This is a genomic window from Roseburia sp. AF22-2LB, assembly GCF_003461125.1.
In the GTDB taxonomy this organism is placed as follows: Bacteria; Bacillota; Clostridia; order Lachnospirales; family Lachnospiraceae; genus Roseburia_C; species Roseburia_C amylophila.
Map to the genome: position 1 here is coordinate 171,450 of NZ_QTWM01000003.1, position 26,531 is coordinate 197,980.

Here is a 26,531-nt window from a genome sequence, read left to right on the forward strand (position 1 = left end):
GCGGGAAAGCCTATAAAATAGGGAAAGTTAGAGAGATAATTATATAAATTCCAGTTTGTATGGGGCGATAAAATCAGAATTTGAGAGAGGATTGAATATGAATAAGGAATGGTCTGAACTTAATAAAACAATGCAGGCACAAATAAAAAAGAAAGATACTTATAAGAGGGGTATTGATACTTTACTTACTTTACGAAGTCAGTTAATACAAACCTTAGTATCTTTCAAAGAAGAATTATGCAGAGAAGATTTTAACTCAATCCCCTTCATAAACGCTGATGGTTATCATAGTAAGACGATTGCTTATTCTATTTGGCATATTTTCCGCATTGAAGATATAGTTGTGCATACAGTGATAAATGAAGATGAACAAGTATTTTTTGCAGGCAATTATCAAGAGCGTATCAATTCACCTATCATTACAACAGGAAATGAACTCATGAAACAGCAGATTGCAGACTTTTCAAAACAGCTTAATCTGGAAGAATTATATTTATATATTTTCGAAGTATGGGAAAGCACTGAGAAAATGCTTGAACGGTTATCTTATGATGAATTGAAAAGAAAAATACCGAAAGAAAGAAAAGGATACTTAGAATCGTTGAATGTAGTAAACGACAATGAAAAAGCAATTTGGCTGATTGATTATTGGTGTAATAAAGATATTTGTGGACTAATTCAAATGCCGTTTTCAAGACATTGGATTATGCACACAGAAGCCTGTTTGCGTATAAAGAACAAGATACATTCATAGGCAAAAATTTCAGTTTGTAGAACTAAGGAAATTGGAATTTAAGGAGGAATAAAGTATGGTTAGTGATTTTATAAGAGCAGCATTTCCATGGATTTTAATGGGTTTATTTGTAGCAATCAGTTGTTCCCTTATGAGTAAAAAAGAGAAATAAATTCCTGTTTGTATTTATAAAAGAGAAAAAATGAGAAAAGTAGTTTTATTTATTGCCATGAGCCTTGACGGATATATTGCGGACGGTAATGGTGGAGTAGCTTGGCTAAATGGTCATGGAAATGACAATGAAAACATCGACACTTATACAGAATTTACCAAAGATATAGATACTGTCTTAATGGGGTGGAATACTTCTCATCAGGTTGTTACTGAACTTTCTCCGCAAGAATGGGTATATAATAAATTTACAACTTATGTATTAACACATAAAGAGTGCAATTCTTCCCAACAAATTCATTTTACAAGTGAAAATCCTGTTTTATTATTGGAACGGCTAAAACAAGAAGCAGGAAAGGATATTTGGATTTGTGGCGGAGCAAATCTTGTTCAGCAGTTGGTAAGCAAAAATATGATTGATAAATATTACATTTCTGTTATTCCTACTCTGTTAGGAAATGGGGTTCGTCTTTTGGGCAACATAGACAGGGAAATAAAGTTAAGGCTTTGTAAAACACAGACTTATAACGGAATAACCGATTTGATTTATATGCGTAGATAACTAGAGAGAAACAGAAAAGCTGTTAAACCGACGGAGCGATCCGACCACGTTGGCGGGAAAATCCTTAAGATTTTTCCGCCATGCTTGCAAGGGGGCGGTTCGCTTCGGCGGTTCGGCGAGCTTGCGAGCCGTTCAAAGCCCCCGTTATCTAACAAGGGGGGCACAAAAAACAAGAGTCAATATACATTAACAAGCGGAAAACGCTGTATTTACAAGGCGAAACTGCATTTTACATGGTGTGATATAAATTATGCCATTATCACTTGGGAAAATTGAACAAGACATAGGAAAGACAGTTGATTTCAAACGAGAAATTGATTGTCTTTTTCTTTTGCAGAAATTTAAGTATAGGCAATTATCAAATACGGTAGTTGCTTTTTTGATTGGAGGAATTTTAGAATGAATGATAAAAACTTTATTGAAGAACTAAGACAAAAGCGTGAGGAATACGGAGTAACACAAACAAGGCTTGCTGTTGCCTGTGGTATCAGCCGTGAATATTACAACCGCATTGAAAAAGGGAAACAGCCATTGAATGACGAATTAAGAGAAGTCATAGAAAAACAGATTGAGCGTTTCAATCCGCAAGAACCACTATTCTTATTGATTGATTACTTTCGTGTCCGCTTTCCTACTACGGACGCATTGGCGATTATCCGTGATGTATTACAACTGAAATCTGATTATATGCTTTATGAAGATTATGGAAAATACGGATATGAAAGCAAATATGTACTTGGCGACATCAATATCATGTGTTCCATGCAGGAGCATTTAGGTGTTTTATTGGAACTGAAAGGCAAAGGCTGTCGGCAAATGGAATGTTATCTGCTGGCACAGGAACGCTCATGGTATGACTTCATGCTGGATTGTATGACGGCTGGTGGTGTGATGAAACGGCTTGATTTGGCTATCAATGACCGAGCAGGAATATTGGATATTCCAAAGTTAAAGGAAAAATACAAGGCTGGCGAATGTGTTTCCTATTTTCGTATGCAGAAAGATTACAGCGGTACAGAAAAATGCGGTAGCGATTTACCAAAGAATACAGGAGAAACCTTATATCTCGGTTCAACAAGTAGCGAATTATATATGTGTGCTTATCAGAAAAATTATGAGCAGTATGTCAAGAATGGCACAGAAATTGAAGATACGGAGATTAAGAACCGTTTTGAAATACGCATGAAGAATGAACGAGCCTATTATGCGGTTGTAGATTTACTGACCTATCGGGACGCTGAACGCACCGCTTTTTCTATCATCAATCATTATGTCCGCTTTGTTGACAGAGAGGACGACAAGCCAAAAAGTCAATGGATAACAAATGATGATTGGGCATGGTTTGTAGGGGAAAACAGAGAGCCGATACGCTTAACCACAAAGCCAGAGCCTTACACTTTACAAAAAGCGTTGCATTGGCTACAAAGACAAGTTGCACCAACAATAAAAATGGTACAGGCATTAGACAGAGAAAATCATACAACGATACTGAAAGATATGATTGAGCAGGCAGAACTTAAAGACAAGCATAAACATTTATTACAATTAGAGAAATCAACCATAGAAGAACGTATAGATACCGCTGTTCCACAAGAGAATGACGGTATTTTTTAATGTAATTGAAAAATTTCAGATTTAGTCAGCAAAGAGCTGTTTTCATTCCCTATGTGAAGTGAAAGAAGAAAAATAAATTTTTTATTAAATCTGCAACAAAACGGCTACTTGCGTACAGATATGGTGCGAGAAAAGGAAATCTAAACTTTTTTTGAAAATAGGTCATTAAATCGGGGCTTGCTGTCCCTATATGAAGTGAAAGAAGAAAAAAGTTTTGAAAAAATGACGGAAATTCGTGATTAGTGGACAGTGTTCTATGAAAAGAAGAAAAGCATCATCATTTTGTATTCAAACAGGCATTAGCAGTTGAGTGTTGATGTGAAAAGAGGAAAATACTTTATTCTAAACTTAACAATTTAAGGTTTCCGTTCCCTATATGGTGCAAAGAAAATATTTCATTCTATTGTTGGCAGTAACGGTATGGTTTGGGTAGTTAGGGTGTGAAAAGAAAAATAATCTTTTTTCGTCATTAACTTAGCAAAATGACAATGTCTATCCCTATATGGTGCAAGAAAAGAAGTTAAAATTTTTCCATTTCAACTTAGCAAATGGACGTTTGCTGTACAGATAGTAGTGAAAAAGGAGAAAATCAACCGTTGATTGCCAAAATGAACCGTTCCATTTGTACTAATAACGGAAAAAGTTTTGGATTTTGGTTACGTTTCCCCTCTTTTCCAACGCGGTATATAGGAAAGATGATTTTCTTCTTTCTTGTTCTTTGACAACTGAATAAAGCAATTCAATACGTTTGACAGACAGCGAGCCGTTGAAACAAATACGCCACGACCTTTCCCCTGCAAGAGCGAGCGAAAACCTATTTGTGTTCTTATAAAAGATTTGTCCTCTTTTATCGCCATGACCTGTACTGTCAGATAATGATACTCCCGTACAGCCACAGCTTGAGCGTTCAGAGCGTCGCACGCAATGGGTACGGCTACATAAGAACTATGCAGAGGTGGAACTCCTGTGGGCTATGACAAAAGCCGTTGAATTGCTTAGAAAGATTTTACAGAAAGGGGGTATGTGTTATTGATAATGCTGTAAAAACAATTCAAAAGAAAAATGGCAAGTGTGGCATTGGCAACAGAGGAAAGACAAAGATTGTAGTAAAAGAGCATTTTTCCGAAAAGGGCAAAACAATGGAAGAACTTCTAACTGATGTCATGCTGGAAAAAGCAAAGCAGACAATCGCATAAAATCAGTGCAGTTGTAAGAAATAGATTGAATGACAAAAAGTACCCGTGTTATACTTTACTTGCAAGCAGGTATTGTAAACACGGGTTAGTTATAAAGGAGGATAACTGACAATGAAACAACAGATTTACAATACTGCACTTTATCTTAGGTTAAGCCGAGATGATGAATTACAGGGCGAAAGTTCCAGCATTACCACACAGAGAAGTATGTTGCGTTTATATGCAAAAGAACATCATTTGAATGTCATTGATGAATATATTGATGACGGCTGGTCGGGAACAAATTTTGACAGACCGAGTTTTCAAAGAATGATTGAGGATATAGAGGCAGGAAAAATCAACTGTGTTGTAACGAAAGACCTTTCCCGTCTTGGCAGAAATTATATTATGACAGGACAATATACAGAATTGTATTTCCCTAGTCATAATGTCCGCTACATAGCGATTGATGACGGTGTAGACAGCGAAAAAGGCGAAAGTGAGATTGCACCATTTAAGAACATCATCAATGAATGGGTGGCAAGAGATACAAGCCGTAAAGTCAAATCAGCATTTAAGACAAAGTTTGCGGAGGGGGCTCATTACAGTGCTTATGCTCCGTTAGGATATAAGAAACACCCTGACATCAAAGGAAAACTGTTGATTGATGATGAAACAAAATGGATTATTGAAAAAATCTTTTCCCTAGCCTATCAAGGTTACGGAAGTGCAAAAATCACAAAGCAGTTAAGAGCAGAAAAAGTTCCGACAGCGTCATGGCTAAATTTTACAAGATACGGTACTTTTGCACATATCTTTGAGGGAAAACCCGAAAGTAAGCGTTATGAGTGGACGATTGCTCATGTCAAGGCGATATTGAAAAGTGAGGTTTATATCGGAAACAGTGTTCACAATATGCAGTCTACGGTATCGTTCAAGAGTAAAAAGAAAGTGCGTAAACCCGAAAGTGAATGGTTTCGAGTAGAAAACACTCACGAGCCGATTATTGACAAGGAAGTGTTCTATCGTGTGCAGGAGCAGATAAAATCAAGACGCAGACAGACAAAGGAAAAGGCAACGCCGATTTTTGCAGGGCTTGTCAAGTGTGCGGATTGTGGCTGGTCTATGAGATTTGGAACGAATAAGGCAAATAAAACGCCTTACAGTTATTATGCTTGCAGTTACTACGGGCAGTTTGGCAAAGGTAATTGTTCTATGCACTACATTCGTTATGATGTGCTGTATCAAGCCGTATTGGAACGCTTGCAGTATTGGGCTAAGGCAGTACAGCAGGACGAAGAAAAGGTATTGAACAAGATACAGAAAGTCGGCAATGCAGAGCGAATACGGGAAAAGAAGAAAAAGGCAAGTACATTGAAGAAAGCCGAGAACAGACAAAATGAGATTGACCGTTTATTTGCGAAAATGTATGAAGATAGAGCCTGTGAGAAGATAACAGAGCGAAATTTTGTGATGTTGTCCAGCAAGTACCAAAAAGAACAGATAGAACTGGAACAGCAGATAACAAGCCTAAGAGAAGAACTAAGTAAAATGGAACAGGATATGATAGGTGCTGAAAAGTGGATTGAGTTAATCAAGGAATATTCCGTACCAAAGGAACTGACAGCACCATTATTAAATGCCATGATAGAAAAAATCCTCATACATGAAGCAACAACGAATGAGGATAACGAAAGAATACAGGAAATTGAGATATATTACCGATTTATCGGAAAAGTTGAGTAATCAACAAGAGTAATATTTTTAACTAAGGGAAACCGGAAATGGTTTTCCGGAGGTGTCGTTGCTATTACCTTTGTGTGGGGAACTGGATATTACTGTAAATGAGCTTTTATCCGGAGAAAGAGTTTCTGAAGAAGATTATCGTAGAAAGGCGGAAGAAAATATGGTGAATTTAGTAAAAGAAGCACAGGAAAGTAAGAAAAAAATAATTTTATCAGCAATGGTGGCAATGTTAGTAATTGTTGCAGCAACACCATTATTTGTGGTGTCAGGAGCTCTTGTAATGGAAAACTGGTTGAGGATTCTTTTAATTGTGTTAGGTACGGCAGTAATTATAATGGGTATTGCGATTGCCTGCGTTCTTGACTGTGATGCAGGAGCGTATGAATGTCCGGAATGTCATGGCAGATTTGTGCCAGAGATGAAGGATTATATTATGGGACCACATACTATCCGAAAAAGAAAACTGACCTGTCCACGATGTGGTGCACGTAAGTATTGCAGAAAAGTGTTGACAAAATAAGATGGATGCACAGCATGTGAAGTAGAGATAAGTGATATACAAAATTATGTCCTAAAAAATGTAAATATTAGCAAATTTATCACCTGAAAAATGTGGAATATAATTATGGTACAATAAAAAAGCTAGAAAATATAATTTCAACCTTACAAAAATGTAAGAGATAAAAGGAAAATGTAAGCACAATCCATGGCTGACATTTTCCTTTTTTGCTATGATAATGGAAAAGATGACAGAGCAATAAAGTGAGGAGAAAACAATGGCAATCTTAGAAGTAAATAATCTGAAAAAAGTTTATACAACCCGTCTGGGGGGAAATCAGGTAGAGGCATTAAAAAGTCTTAACTTTTCTGTGGAAGAAGGGGAATATGTAGCAATCATGGGAGAATCCGGTTCCGGAAAGACCACGCTTTTAAACATTCTGGCAGCACTGGATAAGCCGACCGGTGGACAGGTCATATTAAATGGCAAGAACATTGTGGATATCCGGGAAAAAGAGATTTCCGCATTCCGGAGAGAAAATCTTGGATTTGTATTTCAGGACTTTAATCTTTTGGATAATTTTTCATTAAAAGATAATATCGTTCTTCCGCTGGTGTTATCCGGTGTGGATTATAAAGAGATGGAGCGGCGCATAACACCGATTGCGGCGCAGCTTGGAATTCTTGATATTCTTGGAAAATATCCTTATGAAGTATCTGGCGGACAGAAACAGCGTGCGGCGGTAGCAAGAGCCTTGATAATCAAGCCGGAGCTGGTACTGGCAGATGAGCCTACTGGAGCACTGGACTCCAAAGCAACGGAAGATTTATTGACATTATTTAATAAGATTAATGAGCGGGGGCAGACAATTCTTATGGTAACACATAGCACTAAGGCTGCAAGCCATGCAAGAAGAGTATTGTTTATTAAAGATGGGGAAGTATTCCACCAGATTTACCGTGGTAATTTAACCAGTGAGGAATTGTATGCAAAGATTTCAGATACACTGACGATGCTTACGACAGGTGGTGAGAAACATGAATAAGGGGTTATATGGAAAACTGGCAGTAAATAATATAAAGCACAACAGACAGTTTTACCTGCCGTATCTGTTGACCGGGATGCTGACGGTGGCATTCTTTTATACCATGTTGTATCTGAATTACAATCCGGGACTGGACGAACTGCCATTTGGTGCCGTGGATGTAAAGCTTGTGTTGAGACTGGGCGCAGTTATCATTGGATTTTTCTCTGTGATATTCCTGTTTTACACCAACAGCTTTATTATGAAGCGGAGAAAAAAGGAGCTTGGTATTTATAACATTCTTGGAATGGAGAAAAGGCATCTGGCAAAAGTAATTTTTCTGGAGACGTTTTTTTCGGCAGTGGTTGCTATCGGTGGCGGACTTGTTGCAGGAATTGCTTTTAGTAAACTGATGTGTATGTTATTGTACGCCATGATTGGATACCATGCAGAAATTGTTTTTTATGTATCAGAAAGTGGCGTTGTAAGTACCATCCTTTTGTTTGCCGGTATTTTTATGCTGACCTTTATATATAATCTGTTTCAGATACAGCTTGCCAAACCGGTGGAACTGCTGCATGGAAGCAGCCAGGGCGAGCGGGAGCCGAAGACGAAAAAGCTGATGGCAATAGTTGGAATTGTAACACTTGCAGCAGGCTACTATATGGCAATTACAGTAGATAATCCGGTAACTGCAGTGCTTCTGTTCTTTGTAGCGGTAATACTTGTAATTATCGGAACCTATTTTATATTTATGGCAGGCAGCATTGCAGTGCTTAAGTTCTTAAGAAAGAGAAAAAGTTATTATTATAAAAAGAAACATTTTGTGGCAGTCTCTGGTCTTATTTACCGGATGAAACAGAATGCAGCAGGACTGGCAAGCATCTGTATTTTATCCACGATGGTACTGGTGGTAATTTCTTCAACGGTAAGTATGTATGCCGGACTGGATGATGAACTGGCAACCCGTTATCAGGGAGATATCGGAGTATCCATTATCAGTGAAAATCCGATTACAGAAGGTGATACGTTGCGGGAGTTAGTGAACCGCACCATCCAGCAGGAGAACCGCAGTATAAAAGAAGAACAGGGCATGATGACGCTGACATTTTCCTGCATATCAGAAGATGGAAATCTTGTAATTCGAAAACATGATGATGAGGGCGATTATAGTTCTGATATTATTATGCTCCGCATGATTACAAGGGAAGATTATGAGGAAGCTTATAATGTAAGGGTTCCGGAGCTTTCGGATCACGAAGTGGTGTTGGTAACCAGTGATGGCTATGATAAAGATACGATTACGGTTGGAGATTATACTTATCCTATTTTACAGAAACAGCATTTTTCTTCTGAAAATGGACATTGGATGGATAATCAGGTCTATTATATGGTAGTAAACAGCGTAGAAGATATGGCACCGTTGTATGAAGCACAGAAAGAAATTTATGGGAAAAATGCCAGCAGCTATTATTATTCTCTGTATATCGACATCGATGGAAACAAGGAAGAAAAAATTGCCTGTGGAAATGCAGTATCTGCGGCAATTGGTGCATCCGGCATGGAGGAAGGGCATGACGGTAAATATTATATTATGATAGAAAACAGGGCAGAAAATGAAGATTCCTTCCGGCAGATGTATGGTGGCTTTCTGTTCCTTGGCATTTTCCTTGGAATCCTGTTTTTGATGATTACCGTACTTATTATCTTTTATAAGCAGATTTCGGAAGGGTATGAGGATAAAGAGCGATTTGCCATTATGGAAAAAGTAGGAATGAGCAATGCGGAAGTAAAAAAGACCATCAGTGCACAGATCCGGATGGTATTTTTACTACCGATTGTTACCGCTGCGCTACATGTGCTGGCAGCGTTTCCAATGATCCGGATGATACTGGCAGTGATGAATCTGAATAATGGAAGACTGTTTGCGTACTGTCTCCTTGGTACGATTGCAGTATTTACAGTTATTTATCTTCTGGTATACAAGATGACCTCAAGAACCTATTATCGAATTGTTGGGCATCAGATTGGGTAGAGACTCTAATAATATCAAATAACCGTAAGAATCTGCTGCCGGCAGTTTCTTACGGTTGTCTGGCAAAGAAGAGAAAGTTCCCGCTGCACTATGGCGTCATAGGAGCTTCTTCCGAGGTGTGTATTTAGCAATTGTTTTTAAAAGAAGTTCTGTATCCAGCGGTTTGGTGAGATGTTCATTCATTCCTGCAGAAAAAGTCTTCTGCCGGTCTTCTGCAAAAGCATTGGCAGTCATGGCAAGAATCGGAATGGTTGCGGCATCTGCACGGTCCAGGGAACGGATGGCTTTCGTAGCCTGGTAGCCATCCATAACTGGCATCATGACATCCATCAGAATCAGATCGTATTCCTGCGGAGAGGAGGCTTCAAATAAGGTCAGGGCTTCCTTTCCATTGTGGGCTTCAGTAACCGTTGCACCAGCATCCGTCAGAATAAATTCCGCAATCTCAAGATTAAGAGAATTATCTTCTGCCAGAAGAATATGATAGCCGGAAAGAGAGATTTCTTCATCGGAAGTTTCCGCTTCAGAAGTGGAAGCGGCATTATGGTCGATACAAAAAGGAATCGTAATCCGGTAAGTGGTGCCAATATCCTTTTCGCTGGAAAAATCAATGGTTCCGCCCATTTTATCCAAAAGATTCTTTACAATTGCCATGCCAAGTCCGGTACCGTTGTAAGTAGAACGGGCATTATGGTTTTCCTGAGTAAAAGGTTCAAATAAATGCTCCTGAAATTCTTTGCTCATGCCGATTCCGGTATCAGAGCAGGTAAATTCAATCCAGGCAGTATCTTCCGTGAAACGTACTTCATGACAACTTAGAATGACTTTTCCATTTTCCTTATTATATTTTACTGCATTGCTTACAATATTCATAAGAAGCCGCTTGATATGAATAGGACTTCCGATGAGACAGGGATGCTGGACAGAAGGAACTCCGGAAATAATTTCGATGCCACGTTCCGCAGCCTGCTTTTCTATGATGGTGGTGATATCATGGACCAGGTGTAGAACATGGAACGGGCGGGATTCTAAGACAATTTCGCCTGATTCCAGTTTTCCCATATCAAGAACTTCATTTACAAGTTCTAACAGCAGACCAGAAGACTCCTGGATTTTTTCGAGACATTCCTGCTGTTTGACAGGGTTATCTTTATAATGTCCGGCAATTTCCACCATACCACGGATTCCGTTAATCGGCGTCCGGATATCGTGACTCATCCGCTGCAAAAATTCGGTCTTGGCAAGGTTGGCACTTTCTGCCTTTTGGGCAGCCTCCTTTAGTGATTCCTGATAGAGTTTATCCTTCTTCAACTGGGCTTTCTGGTAGCTCTGGTCAGTCCTCCAGCGCAGCATCTGGAAAATCAGAAGAAGGCAGATATAACTAAACATATAATAAAATACTTTTCGCGGAGTCGTTTCAAAAACTGCATGCTCAGGCAGATAGACGTAGATATAATAATTCTGTCCCTGATCTAACATACCAAAGACATGCTTTGGTGAGGAGACTGTATTATGAACATGAGCCATCTGTCCACTTACCGCTTTTTTGTTTATATTCTGTAGTACTTCAATATCATTAATATCTGTTCCTTCGAGTTTTTCTTCATTTGAGGCAATCACTTTATCACCACTGGTAATGACAATGGTGCTGTTACGGCTGATACTGTAGCCGGACAGCAAATTCTGAAAAGAGATACTGTAACTTTCAATATAATCAAGTGGTGTATGGTAATAAGTTACAATAATACCAGAGGTATCGGTACGTCCTACCGCTGCCAGGTCGATATAAGAGCCATCTTCACAGTCGATTCTGGAAGAGTATGTTTTTTCCGGATGTATGGCAACATCCAGAAGAACTTCTTTTTCCAGCGTATCGGTTAGGCCGGCACTGCCAATGGAATCAGTACAATATTCAGAGGTTACAGTTCCGGTTTCATCCAGAAAAATAATGCCGGTAATATAAAACTCTTTTGTAAATTCTTCCATGGAAGCTTTTTCCATGGATGTTGTGCCATGCAGACAGTTATCCGTAGAAATATTGTGGGCAGCCTGCTGACAGCATTCAATAATACGCATCAGGCTCTTGGTTTCGGAGGCTAAATTTAAATTGCTGTAGGTGGAGCATTGTTTCTTCAAATAATTAACCGTATCTGCAAGGTGTTCTTCTGTGGATTCGATATCATCGTTTGCGGAAGTAAAAAATACCAGAAGGAAGAACAGGATGCCAAGAAATATTGAAAAAGGCCAGAAAAAACGCAGTCTAAAGGGTTTGTTCTTATTTGACTTCATAATTTTCTACCTCCAGATAAGTACTTGGATGTGCTAAGTATTTTCCGATGATTTTCTCAGAGGTTCCATCTTTTTGCATTTCCTCTAAAGTATCAGACAGTTTTTCGTTAAGCCCGCTGGTATCATCAAGAGAGAAAGCCACACCCAGTCCGACAGTAAGAAGCGGTTTATCCAGAATGCGGTATTCCACATGATAATCAGACATATATTGTAAAATAGAAGTTTCATGGGCAGCAACCGCATCCACATAACCTTTGCTTAACATTGGGTAAATCAGCTCACGATTCTGCATGGCGAAAAGCCCGTTAATTTTTGGAATGTCGGGGTCGGTCTGGTTGAGAAAAATATCTTCCGGTTTCGTGGTAGCCTGAACGGCGATGTTTTTACCGGCAAGATCCTGCAGGGTGTAAATATTGCTGTCCGGACTGACTGCAACCACCTGCTGGCTGATCATATAAGGTCCCGCCCATTTGTATTCATCCATTCGTCCGTCCATGCTAAAGCAGCCCCATGCACAGTCGATACTGCCATCCTGCAGAAGCGCTTTTTTATTTTCCCAGTCGATGGTGACAAATTCAGCCTGATAGCCCATTCTGTGGAAGGCTTCCGTGGCAAGTTCCACATCAATGCCGGTTGGTCTGCCGTCTGTTCCGCTATAATTAAAAGGCGGATAATTGTCGCTGCCGATTACAATAGTTGGCAGCGAAGTTTCCTGTTTTGTGGAAAGAGTATTTTCCGCTTTTCTGCAGCTACATAATAAAAATGTAAAAATACAGAGAACAGCCAATAGCTGTTGTAGTTTTTTCGAACCATTCATATAATAGAGTCACTCCTGAAAAAAATCTTTTTACTGTGTTACTATTATAAAGTAAGAAAGACGCAGATACAACAGATTACAACAGATTACAACAGATTGCAATAGAAAATCACTTGAACTTTCGACAAAAAAATTGTATATTTGATATAGAAATGTAAATTTATATCTGAAAAGTTTAAACAAGTAGAAATGCTAAGGGATATGTTAGAGAAGAGGGGAATTAGGATGAAAGAAGTTACAAAACAGGCAGAGGAAACACAGATTAGCCATAAAACACTGAGACTGATGATCGGAACACTCTGTTCTGTCATTGGAACGCTGCTAGCCCTTTATGTGGGAGGCTGGCTTATGTTATGTAAACCGATACAGGGGGTGGTTTCTGCATACTTTGCAGGAAATCTTACAATTGGAATCATCGCACTGGCGGTATTCAAGTGTCTGTTGTCTGTAACAGTGGCAGGAGCCATCTGGTGTGGTGGATATATTGCTAAGTGCAAGTTTATTGGACATGAAGATTATTAATGAGCAGATTCGAAAAGGATAGGAATGAAAAGGCATGACGGATTAACGTCATGCCTTTTTGACGGTTAATGGAAATGCAAATTTGTATCTGATTTATATATAAAAAACTTACGCTGATGAAAGTAATGAGAAAAGCTGCCGATGGCAGCTTTTCTTGCATTAAATTTAAATCCCCTCGAACCGTCCGGAAGCCCCACAAGGAAGTGTAAGTCCGTTGGAACTGACCGGAAGACCGATTTCGTCGGCTGTGACTTTGCCAGAGAAACGTTTTAGCTCTGTTCCGATAAGGTAAGAGAGAACCGCCGGCTGTAAGCCTGTAGTATAGGAATTAATCAGGAAGAACAAAGGTCTGTCCACCAGAAGCTGTGCACAGAGTTTGACCAGCGGATGGATAGATTCTTCGATTTTCCAGATTTCACCCTTTGGACCTCTGCCGTAGGATGGCGGATCCATAATGATGGCATCGTAGTGGTTGCCACGGCGGATTTCACGTTCTACGAATTTGACACAGTCGTCTACAATCCAGCGGATTGGTGCATCTGTAAGACCGGAAGAAGCAGCATTTTCCTTGGCCCAGGTAACCATACCCTTTGAAGCGTCTACATGGGTAACGGATGCACCTGCTGCTGCGGCAGCAATCGTGGCACCACCGGTATAGGCAAAAAGATTTAAGACTTTTACTGGTCTTCCAGCTTTCTTAATCAGTTCAGAGAACCAGTCCCAGTTAGCAGCCTGCTCCGGGAAAAGACCTGTGTGCTTGAAACTGAAAGGCTTTAACTGGAAAGTAAGGTTACGGTAGTGGATACTCCACTGCTGTGGCAGGTCAAAGAATTCCCATTCGCCGCCGCCCTTTTTACTGCGGTGATAGTGGGCGTTCATTTTATGCCAGCCTTTTTCTTTGCGTGGCGTATCCCAGATAACCTGTGGGTCTGGACGTACCAGGATATAGTCACCCCAACGCTCTAATTTCTCACCTTTTGAACAGTCTATTACTTCATAATCTTTCCAGTTATCTGCAAGCCACATAGTATTTCCTCCAATATTTTCTGGTATCAAATATTTTCTGTTTTGTCTTAAGACATCTGCATCCTATTATATAAGGGGGAAAATGTTCCGTCAACTTATTCCTGTTTAAAAATCACAGGCAGTTGTGAAAAGGGAATAGATTACCGCAATCGTATTTCACTGATTCGGGTAAAAGTTCTATCTTTTTCACAACTGCCTGTGAAAATCAGCAGAGAATAAGTGAAAGAATAAAGAGGACTCCAAGAAAAATCACATTGTAGAGGGTGAAAATCCCAAGAAACCGCCTTGTATCGCTTCCATTACTATTGGCATAGAATTTAAAGGAAATAAGGCTTGCCAAGGAAGCAATAAGAGTACCAAGGCCGCCGAGATTTACCCCAATCAGCAGGGCAGAATAATCATCGGTGAAGCCGGAAAGCAGGATGGCAGCAGGCACGTTACTGATAATCTGGCTGGCACCAATACCCATCAGAACTTCATGGTGGACCAAAAGCTTTGAAATCAGTTCGTGTACTAGGGAAATCTGCTTCATATTTCCGATAAAGATGAAGAAGCAAAGAAAGGTAAGCAGCAGAAAATAATCCACATCTTTTAACACATGGTAATCAAGAATAAGAAAACCAAAGAAAACGATAAGCAGCATTATCTGAAATGGCAGAATGTGCAGTACCGTCAGAAGGCATATCAGAAAAAGAATGCAATAAGCGGCAAACAGAATCCGGGGATTCCTGTGACTGCGGGAAGAGGCTGGCTTATCAGTGGAACAGGCGGAAGATTCCGTTTGGACTGCAGAAAAATTGCCTGCCTGGAAAGAGACTTTTGGAAGAACCAGCAGGAAAAGGATGAGCAGCAGGGCGGATACAGCGGAATAGGGCAGCATAATCCGGATAAAATCCCATAGAGACAGACCGGAAATTGTATACAGATAGAGATTCTGCGGATTGCCAAGGGGAGTCAGCATACTGCCGAGATTGGCAGCAATCGTTTCTAAGACAATAACCGGAATCAATGCCTGTCGCTGGTCAGCCATCGACAGTACCAGAATTGTAAAAGGCACAAAAGTGATCAGGGCAACATCGTTGGTAATCAGCATACTGAAAAAGAAGCAGAGAAAGACAAAAAGGGATGCCAGTGTCCGCAGGGAATGCACCTTATGAAGGAGCATGGTTCCAAGCCGGGTAAAAACGCCAATCGAAGAAAACCCCCTTACCACAGCCATCAGGGAGAATAAAAGAGCCAGTACCCGGAAATCAATATAAGAAAAGTAATTTACGGATGGTGGAATAAAAAACATGGATACAACTGCCAGCAGGAAAGCAATGCAGCAGACGGTTTCTTTTTTGAAAAAATCTTTTACTTTTGTAAACATACAGATCTCCTTCTATGAAATCATATCTTAGGCAGTTGCGAAAGATAATAACATTTTGCTAATAATTTCTTTGTTATGTAAAGTATCTTATGTCAAAGCAACGGAAAGACTGCTTGCAGACAAGCAAAACATAATATTAAGAACTACTGGTATTTTGACGCACATAAACACACCTACTTCAAATAGCAAAGAAATTTCTGTTAAAATGTTATTCTTTCGCAGCACCTAAATCATTTCCCGCGGGGATTTCCCAAACTGCTTCTTATAGGCACGAAGAAAAGTAGAATAATTGTGAAAGCCGCAGGCAAAGCAGGCATCGGTTACCGCAGTGCCGGAGCTGATTAAATCCCTGGCAAAGAGAAGCCGTTTCGTGGAAAGATAATTTCCGATGGTATATCCGGTCTGCTCTTTAAAAGAGTGCATCAGATAATAGCGGCTGGTAAAAAAGTGCTCGGCTAAAGAATCCACCGTAATATCTTCCGTCAGATGTTCATTCATATAGGTAAGAACCGACAGAATCTTTTCATTTGCCTGAAAGGAATCTTCATATTGCAGAGTGCCGGATAAGGCAGCCCGGTTTAAGTGAATCATAAATTCTAAGAAAAGCGTATTCTGGTAAATCTCATTGGCAAAGCTGTCTTCGGAAAAAGAGTGGACAAGCTCTGTCATGGTATCTAAGAGCCGCCGTTCCTTCATGCCGGATAAGTGCAGGACATTGGACGGCATGGCAGCATCCGGAAGAAAGCACTGGTTTAAGAAAATAGTCTTATCGGATGATGTAACTGTAAAATCCGGGGAAACATAAATAATCATCCGTTCATAGGGTGTGGTGTCATGAATGATTGGACGGTGGACTTCACCGGCACGGACAAGAACCAGATCCCCCGGGGTAAGCTGGTAGGATTTTCCTTCAATACAATAGGTGACATTGCCGCTTAGGAAAAAGAGCAGTTTGTGAAAATCATGATAATGAAAGTCGTAGGCAGACATTTCGTGGTCAGTCAGGTGAAATATCTTAAAGTCATGATGAAGATATCCGGTTTTCTCATATTTTTTCATAAAAATCACATCCTATATACAAAATCAATCTATGGACAGTATAAAGCACGATTTGCAATAAGGAAAGCATTATTTTACTATCAATTTCAATAAAATGTTGGTATAATAATTGATATATGAAAAAGGACAAGTGCATCAATAGACGGTTGTCCTGTTAGAAATGAAAATATCTGGTGGGTAATTAAGACGAAGAAAGGCGGTAACAATATGAAAAACTTCAGCAACTATACCGATTACAGTACAAAAGAGGATTTACATTTTGAATCCAAGGCAGTACATGGAGCATTAGGAACGGAACCATTAACCGGCGCAGTCAGCATGCCAATCTTTCAGGCAGCAACCTTCCGCCATCCGGAATTAGGACAGACAACAGGATTTGCCTATAGCCGTCTTGAGAATCCGACCAGACAGGAATTAGAGCGTACCATGGCAATTTTAGAGGGCGGTATCCAGGGATTTGCATTTTCTTCCGGACAGGCTGCGAATATGGCAGTATTTTCCTTATTAAATCCGGGCGAGCATGTAATTCTTTCCGATGATATTTATGGTGGAACCTTCCGTATCATTGGAGATGTATTTGGAAAATATGGAATCGAGCATACTTATGTAGATATGTCTGAATTAGACGAAGTAAAGGCAGCTATCCGCCCGAATACAAAAATGTTCTTCGTTGAGACACCGACCAATCCGATGATGAAGGTGGCAGACATTCATGCCATTTCTGAAATTGCAAAATCCATCGGAGCATTAACCGTGGTAGATAATACATTTTTAACACCATATTTCCAGAAACCGCTGCAGTTGGGAGCAGACATTGTAACTCACAGTTCAACAAAATATCTGGGGGGACACAATGACACTATTTCCGGAATCGTCGTGGTAAAAGATAACAAAGAAATCGCAGATAAGATTCACATCCATATCAAATCCCATGGAAGCCAGCTGGCACCGTTAGACAGCTGGCTGGTATTAAGGGGAATCAAGACCCTTGCAGTCCGTATGGACCGTCACAATGAGAATGCCAGGAAGGTAGCAGAGTGGCTTCGTACACAGCCGAAGGTAAAGAAAGTATATTATGTTGGTTTTGAAGACCATAAGGATTACGAAGTAACCTGCCGTCAGACCACAGGATTTGGCGGAATGATTTCCTTTACCGTAGACAGCTATGAGACCGTTAAGAAGATTCTTAAAAATGTAGATATGATTATGTTTGCAGAGAGTCTTGGTGGAACAGAGACCCTAATCACATATCCGACCACACAGACTCATGAGGATACACCACTTGATGTGAAAGAGAAGCTGGGTATTACAGACTGCTTCCTTCGTATGTCAGTAGGAATTGAAAATGTGGATGATATCATTGCAGATTTAGACCGGGCAATGAATGCTTAAGAAAAATAAAGGAAAGAGAAAGCAAGGAGAAAATAAATGAAATTTACAAAGATGCAGGCATTTGGAAACGATTATGTATATATCGATGCCATTCATCAGCATCTTGACAATCTGCCGGAGCTTGCGAGATTCGTAAGTGACCGGCATTTTGCCATTGGTTCTGACGGAATGGTATTGATTTGTCCGTCCGAAAAAGGGGATTTCCGGATGCGGATGTTTAACCCGGATGGAACAGAGGGCGAGATGTGTGGAAATGCATTGCGCAGCGTAGGAAAATATGTATACGATCACAGACTGACGGATAAGACAGATCTTGTAATTGAAACCTTAGGCGGCATGCAGCATCTGAACCTGACTGTAACAGACGGTCTGGTAAGCAATATCAGAGCAGATATCGGAGCACCGAGAATGTCTGCAAAAGTGATTCCGGTCAACACAAAGCTGGATGAATTTGTAGAGCAGCCGGTACAGGTACTGGATAAGACCTTCCATATTACGGCAGTATCATGGGGCAACCCGCATTGTGCCATGTATGTAGACAGCGTGGCAGACCTTGATGTAGAAAAATACGGAAAAACCATTGAACATATGACAGAGCTTTTTACCAATAAGACCAATGTAACTTTTGTGGAATTTGTGCGCAGGGATTATGTGAAAATCCGGGAATGGGAAAGAGGAACCGGAGAGACTATCGGATGCGGAACCGGATGCTGTACTGCAGTGGTAGCCGGCGTATTAACCGGACGCTTAGACCGGAAAGTAACGGTAGAGCAGATTGGCGGACCGCTCTATATTGAGTGGGAGGAAGAAAGCGGACATATGTTTATGACCGGACCTTCCCATACGGTATTTGAATCGGAAATTGATGCAAGCCACATTATCGGAACAGCGGAATAATACATTAGGAGAGAAGTATGAAATTAGCAGAAATATGTGAAGAATTGACCTATACCTGCCTGCAGGGAGAGATGGAGAAAGAAATCAGTGATATTATCTATGATTCGAGAAAAGTAGAAAAAGACACCGTATTTGTCTGTATGGTAGGAGTTGTTGTAGACGGACATGACTTTGTTGAAGATGCGGTAAAGAAAGGTGCTTCCGCCCTTGTAGTAGAGCATGCAGTAGAAGTCGATATCCCGGAGAGTTGTACGGTTCTTCAGGTAGAAGATGCCCGTTATGCCCTGGCAATTATGTCGGCTGCTTTCTTTGGACACCCGGACAGAGAGCTTACCACCATTGGACTGACCGGAACCAAAGGAAAGACCACTACTACTTATATGATAAAGAGCGTTTTAGAGGAAGCCGGCAGGAAAGTCGGACTGATTGGAACCATCGGTGCCCTGATTGGGGAGGAAAAGCTTCCGGCAAAGAATACCACACCGGAATCTTATGAATTACATAAGATGTTCCGTGCCATGGTAGATGCCGGCTGTGAATATGTAGTAATGGAAGTATCCTCCCAGGGACTTAAGATGCACCGCGTGGCAGGAATTGTATTTGATTATGGAATCTTTACCAACTTATCACCGGATCATATCGGACCAAATGAGCATGCTAGCTTTGAAGAATATCAGGAATGCAAGAGTCTCTTATTCCGTCAGTGCAAAGAGGGAATCGTAAATGCAGATGATGAGCACGTAGATGGAATAATCAAAAATCATACCTGTAAGCTTCATACCTTCTCCTGTAAGAAAGACGCAGACCTGATGGCGGGAGCTGTTGGCTATCTGGATGAAGAGGGACAGATTGGCATGCATTTTACCACTACCGGCTGTATGAATGTTTATGCAGTGGTTCATATTCCGGGAAGCTTTTCAGTATACAATTCACTGGTAACCATGCTGACCTGTCATCTGGCAGGAATTTCCGATGAGGCAATTTTACGGGGACTGGATAAAGTAAAAGTCAGAGGCCGTGTGGAATTGGTTCCGGTTTCCAAAGATTTTACGGTAATTATAGACTATGCCCATAATGAAGTCAGCACAAGAAGCGTGCTTACCACATTAAAAGAGTATCATCCGAAACGTTTAATCTGTGTCTATGGTGGCGGTGGAAACCGTTCCAAGCTGCGCCGCTATGACATGGGAGAAGTGACAGGAGAACTGGCAGATTTAAGCGTGCTGACCTGTGATAATCCAAGAGATGAAGAAATCCGCGACATCAACAACGATATTAAGATTGGCCTTGCAAAGAGCAACGGAAAATATATCGAAATCGATGACCGCAAGGCAGCCATCAAATATTGTATCGAAAATGCCAAAAAGGGTGATATGATAGTGCTCCTTGGAAAAGGTCATGAAGATTATCAGGAAATCAAAGGTGTAAAATATCATTTTGATGAAAGAGAAGCAATTGCCGAAATAAAAAAAGAGTTAAATTTATAATTCACATATGTGAATTGTACTGAAATATAAGAATAGCAATAAGTAACCGGAGTCATTGACTTATAATTGTGCCACTATTATAATAAAGATTACGTATCAGCAAAACAGGTGAAAGCCTGTGACGCAAAGCTATAGGGTCTTTGAAATGACAGCCAGTTGCAAGAAGGAAGCATCCGTGCATTGGCGGAAGCTTCCTTTTTTCGGTTATGCAGAAATGCGCAAAGCGTGTTTTCTGTAGCCGTACGCAGGTAACAAGGGAAAGGAAAAAATATGCAGAAGTTTGATTATGAAGTATACACAGGAAATGATTTAGGAGCGGTATACTCACCGAAAATGACAAGATTTAAGGTCTGGGCACCGGAGGCAGAATCTGTGAAGCTGAACCTTTATAAACAGGGCGAAGGAGATAATCTCATAGAACAGCATGTTATGAAGAAGTCAGTAAACGGTACTTACGTTTTTGAAAAACAGGGCGATTGCAATGGAATCTACTATACCTATACAGTAGTAAATCACGGAGAAGAGCAGGAAGCAGTTGATCCATATACACGATCAGCGGGTGTAAACGGGCAGCGTGGAATGGTAATTGATCTTGCAAAGACCAATCCGCAGGGATTTGAACTGGATGAATACCGGAATCCGGAGCAGATTGTAGATGCAGTGATTTATGAAGGCAGTGTAAGAGATTTTACGATGGATGAATCCAGCGGCGTATTTCATAATGGAAAGTTCTTAGGCCTGACGGAAGCCAATACTACAAATCATTTTGGAGAAGCAACCGCACTTGATTATATCAGTGGCCTTGGTGTGACACATGTACAGATTCTTCCGGCATTTGATTTTGAGACCGTAGATGAGAAAAATCAGAAAGCACAGTATAACTGGGGATATGATCCGGATAATTATAATGTTCCGGAAGGTTCTTATGCAGTCAGCCCATATGATGGAACAGTGCGGATTCAGGAAATGAAACAGATGGTGCTGGCATTGCACAGCAGAGGAATCGGAGTGATTATGGATGTGGTCTTTAATCATACCTATCGAAGGGATGATTCCAACCTTCAGAAGATTGTGCCGGGCTATTATTATAGAAGTGATGAGACCGGATATACTGACGGATCCGGCTGTGGCAATGAAGTGGCCAGTGACCGTCCGATGGTGCAGAAATTAATCGTAGATTCCCTGATTTACTGGGCAAAGGAATATCATATCGATGGATTCCGCTTTGATTTGATGGGAGTTCTGGATATTGATACAATGAATGTTATTGCAGAGCGTTTAAAAGAAATCCGTCCGGATATTTATCTTTATGGGGAAGGCTGGAACGGTGGCCCATCTTCTCTGGCAGAGGAGAAACGTGCATTTAAAGCCAGTGCGAAAAAGATGCCGGGAATCGGCATGTTCAATGATGACATCCGTGATACCATAAAAGGAAGCGTATTCTATGATGATCATCTGGGCTTCGTTAATGGCGGCACCCATCTGGAAAATGCATTGCGCTATGGCATTACAGGAGCAGTCGCACATCCACAGGTAGATTATGATGCCTATGGCAGTAAGCCGTGGGCGAAAGAGCCGGGACAGAGTATTAATTATGTCTCCTGTCATGATAACTATACCCTGTGGGATAAATTATCCGTCTCCTGCCCGGAGGCATCGGAAGAAAAGAAGAAAGCCATGAACCGGTTGTGCGCAGCCATTGTATTTACTTCCCAGGGTGTGCCTTTTATCCAGGCAGGTGAAGAATTCCTCCGCAGCAAACCGCTGCCGGAGAAAAAAGGTTTTGCAGAAAACAGCTATAATATGCCGGATGCGGTAAACAGCATCAAGTGGGATAATATACATGAATATCCGGATATGATAGCATACTATAAGGGCTTGATGGCACTGCGGAAAGCCCATCCGGTATTCCGTATGCAGAGTGAAGCGGAAATGACACAGAATCTCTGCTTCTTATTAGATACACCGGAAAATGTTGTGGCATATCTTTTAAAGGGAAAAGGTGCAGATGATACACCAGAAAACATTTTGGTAATATTCAACGGAAATGATGAAGAGATTTTGTATAATTTGCCGGAAGGAAAATGGAAAATTCTGGTGGATGACAAAACGGCAGGTGCAGACGGCAAAAAAATTATTTCCGAAAAGGCCGATGTAGAGCCGCTTTCCGCTCTTGTATTAGAAAAAGAATAAACAATTTGGCACAATACCTTGAAAAGATAATTTAATCTGATACAATATATAGTATACGCGTTGAAAATGAATTATTTTGAATAGGGGTGCGAATATGAAAATCATTAAGAGAAGCGGGACGGAAGTTATATTTGATAAAGAGAAGATTTTAGCGGCTGTGTGTAAAGCCAATGAAAGTGTGGTAGACAGCGAGCGTATGACAGAGGCACAGATTAATGCCATTGGTGAAAATGTGGAGAAGGCATGTAATACCATGAACCGTGCATTAACCGTAGAAGAGATTCAGGATCTGGTGGAGAACCTGATTATGAATCAGCGTGCGTATACGGTAGCCAGAAATTATATCACTTACCGCTATAAACGTGCTCTGGTAAGGAAGACCAATTCTACCGACGACCAGATTCTGACGCTGCTTGCCTGCAAGAATGAGGAAGTAAAGCAGGAAAACAGCAACAAAAATCCAACTGTAAGCAGTGTGCAGCGTGATTATATGGCAGGAGAAGTCAGCAAGGATATTACCAAGCGCTTCCTGCTGCCACAGGATATTGTAGAAGCCCATGAGCAGGGAATTATACATTTCCACGATTCCGATTATTTTGCACAGCATATGCATAACTGCTGTCTGGTTAATTTGGAGGATATGCTGCAGAATGGTACGGTAATCAGTGAGACCATGATTGATAAGCCAAAGAGCTTTGAGACTGCCTGCAATATTGCAACCCAGAGCATTGCCCAGATTGCAAGTTCCCAGTATGGGGGACAGAGTATTTCGCTGGCACATTTAGCACCATTTGTCAATGTGAGCCGTCAGAAATTCCGTCGTCAGGTAGCAGCGGAATTTGAAGCGGCAGGACTGGAATTAATAGAAGAACAGATTAATAAAGTAGCTGAGATTCGTGTCAAAGATGAAATCAAACGTGGTGTCCAGATGATTCAGTATCAGGTGATCACATTGATGACAACCAATGGACAGGCACCGTTTGTAACCGTATTTATGTATATTGATGAAGTACCGGAAGGACAGGTAAGGGATGACCTGGCAGCTATCATTGAAGAAGTCTTGAAGCAGAGAATTCTTGGTGTGAAAAATGAGCAGGGCATCTACATTACACCGGCATTTCCAAAACTGATTTACGTGTTGGAAGAAGACAATGTTGAGCCGGATTCCAAGTATTATTATCTGACAGAGCTGGCTGCAAAATGTACCGCAAAGCGTCTGGTACCGGATTATATTTCAGAAAAAATCATGAAACAGCTGAAAGAGGGCAACTGCTATCCATGTATGGGCTGCCGTTCTTTCTTAAGTGTATACAAAGATGAAGAAGGAAAGCCGAAATATTACGGACGGTTCAATCAGGGTGTCGTAACACTGAATCTGGTGGATATTGCATGTTCCTCCGGCGGAGATATGACCCGTTTCTGGGAAATTTTTGATGAGCGTCTGGAATTATGCTATCGTGCGTTGATGGCAAGACATAACCGTCTGAAGGGAACGCCTTCTGATGTGGCACCGATTCTCTGGCAGTATGGTGCACTGGCCCGTCTTAAGAAGGGCGAGACCATAGACAAGCTTTTATATGGCGGCTATTCCACTATTTCTTTAGGCTATGCAGGATTGTGTGAATGTACCCGTTATATGACTGGTAAATCCCATACTAATCCGGAAGCAACACCATTTGCACTGGCAGTGATGCAGCATTTAAATGATGCCTGCGATAAGTGGAAGACAGAGACAAATATTGCTTTCAGTGTATATGGGACACCGCTTGAGTCTACGACCTATAAATTTGCAAAATGTTTACAGAAGCGTTTCGGAATTATTCCGGGCGTTACGGATAAGAGTTATATTACTAACAGCTATCATGTCCATGTAACAGAGCACATTGACGCATTCAAGAAGCTTGGTTTTGAAGCAAAGTTCCAGGAGCTTTCCCCGGGCGGCGCAATCAGCTATGTGGAAGTGCCGGATATGCAGGATAATATTGAGGCAGTACTGTCTGTCATTCGTTATATATATGACCATATTATGTATGCAGAACTGAATACCAAGAGTGATTATTGTATGGAATGTGGTTACAATGGCGAGATTAAAATTGTAACAGACAAATACGGCAAGCTGGTGTGGGAATGCCCAAGCTGTGGTAACCGTGACCAGGATAAGATGAACGTGGCAAGACGTACCTGTGGTTATATCGGAACCCAGTTCTGGAATCAGGGAAGAACTCAGGAAATCAAAGACCGTGTATTACATTTATAAAGAAAATTTAGAAAAAGGAGTACTTTAAAGCTGGCTCCATAAAAATACCCCGGAAACAGAAAGATTCATTCTTTGGAAGAAGGAACCATCTGCTTCCGGGATTTTCTATAGTGCGCTTTTTCGGAACAGCTTCCTGCGCAGCAGGTAATAGGCAAGGAGCATCATGCTTCCGGTCAGCACCCAGGAAATCGGATAGATAATCATAACTACCCAGAACTCATGGAAATACCGGCAGACGGTAGATACCCAGATGAGCCGCAGGACGCAGGAACCGAAAACGGTAATCAGTGCAGGCGACAGGGAATGTCCCAGCCCACGCATGGCACCTCCACTGATTTCATAGGTAGAAGTCAAAAGCTCCAAAGTTGTTGCTATTAACAGACGCTGGACGGCAAAGGTAAGTACCTTCGGGTCATTGCTGTAAAGGTGCAGGAAGAAGCCCCGTCCTAAGATGAAGACGCTGGAAAGGAGTCCACAGAAGATAAGGGAAAATATCATATTTAAGCGGAATACCTTTTTGCAGCGGTCATATTCACCGGCACCGTAATTCTGGCTGGTGAAAGTAACAGTAGTCTGGGCAAAAGCATTTACCACAAAATAGGAAAAATATTCAAAGTTTAACGCTGCGGCAGAACCGGCGACAGCATCAGAGCCGAAGCTGTTAATGGTACTCTGGATGCAGACATTGGCAATGGAAAAGACCATACCCTGCAATCCGGCAGGAACACCGATGACAAGAATCTTCTTTAATTCATGCCAGGAAATAGCAAGTGCCTTTGGCTCTAAACGAATCGGATCATCCTCATGCAGCAGGATGTAAATCAGGATTCCGGAGCTTACAATATTCGAAACCACGGTAGCGATAGCAACACCGGATACGCCAAGGTGGAAGGCAATGACCAGAATAAGATTCAGCCCGGTATTGATAACACCGGCTGCAATCAGTGCATAAAGCGGCCGTCTGCTGTCTCCGGTACTCCGGAGAATCGAGGAGCAGAAGTCATATAACAGAATAAATGGCATACCAAGGAAGTAAATCCGAAGGTATAAGACTGCAAGGTCAATGACATCATCCGGTGTGCCCATCAGAACCAGAACCGGTCTTGCAATAAATTGGCCCAAAACCAGCAGGAAAATGCCGCCTGCCAAAGCTACAACAATGGCAGTGTGAATGGCAGCTTTGATATTCTTGTGGACACCCTGACCGATATATCGGGAAATAATAACATTCGAACCCAGTGAGATACCGATAAAAAGGTTAATCATCAAAGCAATCAGGGAACTGTTGCTTCCCACGGCAGCTAAAGCCTGGCTGCTGGCAAAGTTGCCAACGACAGCGGTATCGACAGAGTTAAAAAGCTGCTGTAAGATACTGCTGGCAGCCAGCGGCAGAGCAAAAATCAAAATTTTATTCCATAAAGATCCATGAGTCATATCAATGGAGTTTTTCTTCTTTTCCATCATTTAAATCCCTCGTATATTAGATGTATTGGCAATTGCGAAAGAAAAAGATTCTAAAATATTTTGAGAAATAAATCTTTTGTTTCTTTTTCTTAATAGGAAATATTATGTAATTCCTGCTTCGCATTTTTCCTGATTGCCGGCTGTCTTTCCGTTTGCTTTGATAAAAGACGCTTGTGCTGTCCGTCGATTACGGATGCCGC

Annotated in this window: 20 protein-coding genes and 1 riboswitch; of the genes, 14 read left to right on the top strand and 6 right to left on the bottom strand. The window is 41.1% G+C overall.

The genetic code is table 11. From position 1 onward, the window contains the following. Positions 1–97: 97 nt before the first annotated feature. From DWX96_RS06245 to DWX96_RS06285, 8 genes are all read left to right on the top strand, one after another. Positions 98–754, top strand: a complete 657-nt coding sequence (locus tag DWX96_RS06245) for a hypothetical protein (RefSeq protein ID WP_002303420.1) — start codon at positions 98–100, stop codon at positions 752–754. A gap of 181 nt (positions 755–935) precedes the next feature. Then, positions 936–1,466 carry a dihydrofolate reductase family protein gene (locus DWX96_RS06250; RefSeq protein ID WP_002303421.1) on the top strand — a complete coding sequence of 177 codons (531 nt, stop codon included), beginning with the start codon at positions 936–938 and terminating at the stop codon, positions 1,464–1,466. A 399-nt stretch (positions 1,467–1,865) separates the two neighbouring features. Further along, entirely contained in the window at positions 1,866–3,080 is a 1,215-nt protein-coding gene (locus tag DWX96_RS06255) for an XRE family transcriptional regulator (protein WP_009243662.1), read from the top strand. Positions 3,081–4,066: 986 nt separating this feature from the next. Then, positions 4,067–4,276, top strand: a complete 210-nt coding sequence (locus DWX96_RS06265; RefSeq protein ID WP_002303258.1) for a hypothetical protein — start codon at positions 4,067–4,069, stop codon at positions 4,274–4,276. A 111-nt stretch (positions 4,277–4,387) separates the two neighbouring features. Beyond that, a complete protein-coding gene (locus DWX96_RS06270; RefSeq protein WP_009243663.1) occupies positions 4,388–6,001 on the top strand; it encodes a recombinase family protein in 1,614 nt (537 codons plus the stop codon). Between the two features lie 58 nt (positions 6,002–6,059). Next, on the top strand, positions 6,060–6,521 hold the full coding sequence (locus DWX96_RS06275; protein WP_242988744.1) for a transcriptional regulator: 462 nt from the start codon (positions 6,060–6,062) through the stop codon (positions 6,519–6,521). 256 nt (positions 6,522–6,777) lie between these two features. After that, a complete protein-coding gene (locus DWX96_RS06280; RefSeq protein ID WP_118057036.1) occupies positions 6,778–7,545 on the top strand; it encodes an ABC transporter ATP-binding protein in 768 nt (255 codons plus the stop codon). After that, positions 7,538–9,559 (top strand): ABC transporter permease, encoded by a 2,022-nt coding sequence (locus DWX96_RS06285; protein ID WP_118057037.1) that lies wholly within the window; start codon positions 7,538–7,540, stop codon positions 9,557–9,559. Before DWX96_RS06280 ends, DWX96_RS06285 begins: the two co-directional genes overlap by 8 nt. 96 nt (positions 9,560–9,655) lie before the next feature. Here the strand turns inward: DWX96_RS06285 and DWX96_RS06290 are convergent, their stop codons facing one another. Both DWX96_RS06290 and DWX96_RS06295 read right to left on the bottom strand, forming a co-directional pair. After that, positions 9,656–11,848, bottom strand: a complete 2,193-nt coding sequence (locus DWX96_RS06290; protein WP_118057038.1) for an ATP-binding protein — start codon at positions 11,846–11,848, stop codon at positions 9,656–9,658. Then, entirely contained in the window at positions 11,835–12,665 is an 831-nt protein-coding gene (locus DWX96_RS06295) for a substrate-binding periplasmic protein (protein WP_117947171.1), read from the bottom strand. Before DWX96_RS06295 ends, DWX96_RS06290 begins: the two co-directional genes overlap by 14 nt. A gap of 225 nt (positions 12,666–12,890) precedes the next feature. On the opposite strand from DWX96_RS06295, the gene DWX96_RS06300 reads away from it, so the two are divergent. Beyond that, entirely contained in the window at positions 12,891–13,187 is a 297-nt protein-coding gene (locus DWX96_RS06300; RefSeq protein WP_117697786.1) for a hypothetical protein, read from the top strand. Positions 13,188–13,352: 165 nt separating this feature from the next. Here DWX96_RS06300 and DWX96_RS06305 read toward each other — a convergent pair whose 3' ends face one another. The 3 genes from DWX96_RS06305 to DWX96_RS06315 form a co-directional block, all read right to left on the bottom strand. After that, positions 13,353–14,213 (bottom strand): class I SAM-dependent methyltransferase, encoded by an 861-nt coding sequence (locus tag DWX96_RS06305; RefSeq protein WP_118057039.1) that lies wholly within the window; start codon positions 14,211–14,213, stop codon positions 13,353–13,355. Positions 14,214–14,418: 205 nt separating this feature from the next. Continuing rightward, positions 14,419–15,582 carry an SLC13 family permease gene (locus DWX96_RS06310; RefSeq protein ID WP_118057040.1) on the bottom strand — a complete coding sequence of 388 codons (1,164 nt, stop codon included), beginning with the start codon at positions 15,580–15,582 and terminating at the stop codon, positions 14,419–14,421. 225 nt (positions 15,583–15,807) lie between these two features. Further along, entirely contained in the window at positions 15,808–16,641 is an 834-nt protein-coding gene (locus tag DWX96_RS06315) for an AraC family transcriptional regulator (protein ID WP_118057041.1), read from the bottom strand. 207 nt (positions 16,642–16,848) lie between these two features. On the opposite strand from DWX96_RS06315, the gene DWX96_RS06320 reads away from it, so the two are divergent. The 5 genes from DWX96_RS06320 (at position 16,849) to nrdD (ending at position 24,867) form a co-directional block, all read left to right on the top strand. Next, on the top strand, positions 16,849–18,033 hold the full coding sequence (locus tag DWX96_RS06320; RefSeq protein WP_022243024.1) for a trans-sulfuration enzyme family protein: 1,185 nt from the start codon (positions 16,849–16,851) through the stop codon (positions 18,031–18,033). Between the two features lie 36 nt (positions 18,034–18,069). Next, positions 18,070–18,930: a diaminopimelate epimerase gene (dapF, locus tag DWX96_RS06325; RefSeq protein WP_022243023.1), complete on the top strand. Its 861-nt coding sequence runs from the start codon at positions 18,070–18,072 to the stop codon at positions 18,928–18,930. A gap of 17 nt (positions 18,931–18,947) precedes the next feature. Beyond that, entirely contained in the window at positions 18,948–20,417 is a 1,470-nt protein-coding gene (locus tag DWX96_RS06330; RefSeq protein WP_118057042.1) for a UDP-N-acetylmuramoyl-L-alanyl-D-glutamate--2,6-diaminopimelate ligase, read from the top strand. Between the two features lie 88 nt (positions 20,418–20,505). Further along, positions 20,506–20,581, top strand: a riboswitch (cyclic di-GMP riboswitch). A gap of 106 nt (positions 20,582–20,687) precedes the next feature. Beyond that, the gene (pulA, locus tag DWX96_RS06335) at positions 20,688–22,610 is read left to right on the top strand and encodes a type I pullulanase (protein WP_118057043.1); all 1,923 of its coding nucleotides are present in this window, start codon (positions 20,688–20,690) and stop codon (positions 22,608–22,610) included. A 94-nt stretch (positions 22,611–22,704) separates the two neighbouring features. Beyond that, entirely contained in the window at positions 22,705–24,867 is a 2,163-nt protein-coding gene (nrdD, locus tag DWX96_RS06340) for an anaerobic ribonucleoside-triphosphate reductase (protein WP_117841589.1), read from the top strand. 105 nt (positions 24,868–24,972) lie between these two features. Here the strand turns inward: nrdD and DWX96_RS06345 are convergent, their stop codons facing one another. Continuing rightward, a complete protein-coding gene (locus DWX96_RS06345; RefSeq protein WP_242988745.1) occupies positions 24,973–26,331 on the bottom strand; it encodes an MATE family efflux transporter in 1,359 nt (452 codons plus the stop codon). Between the last annotated feature and the right edge of the window lie 200 nt (positions 26,332–26,531).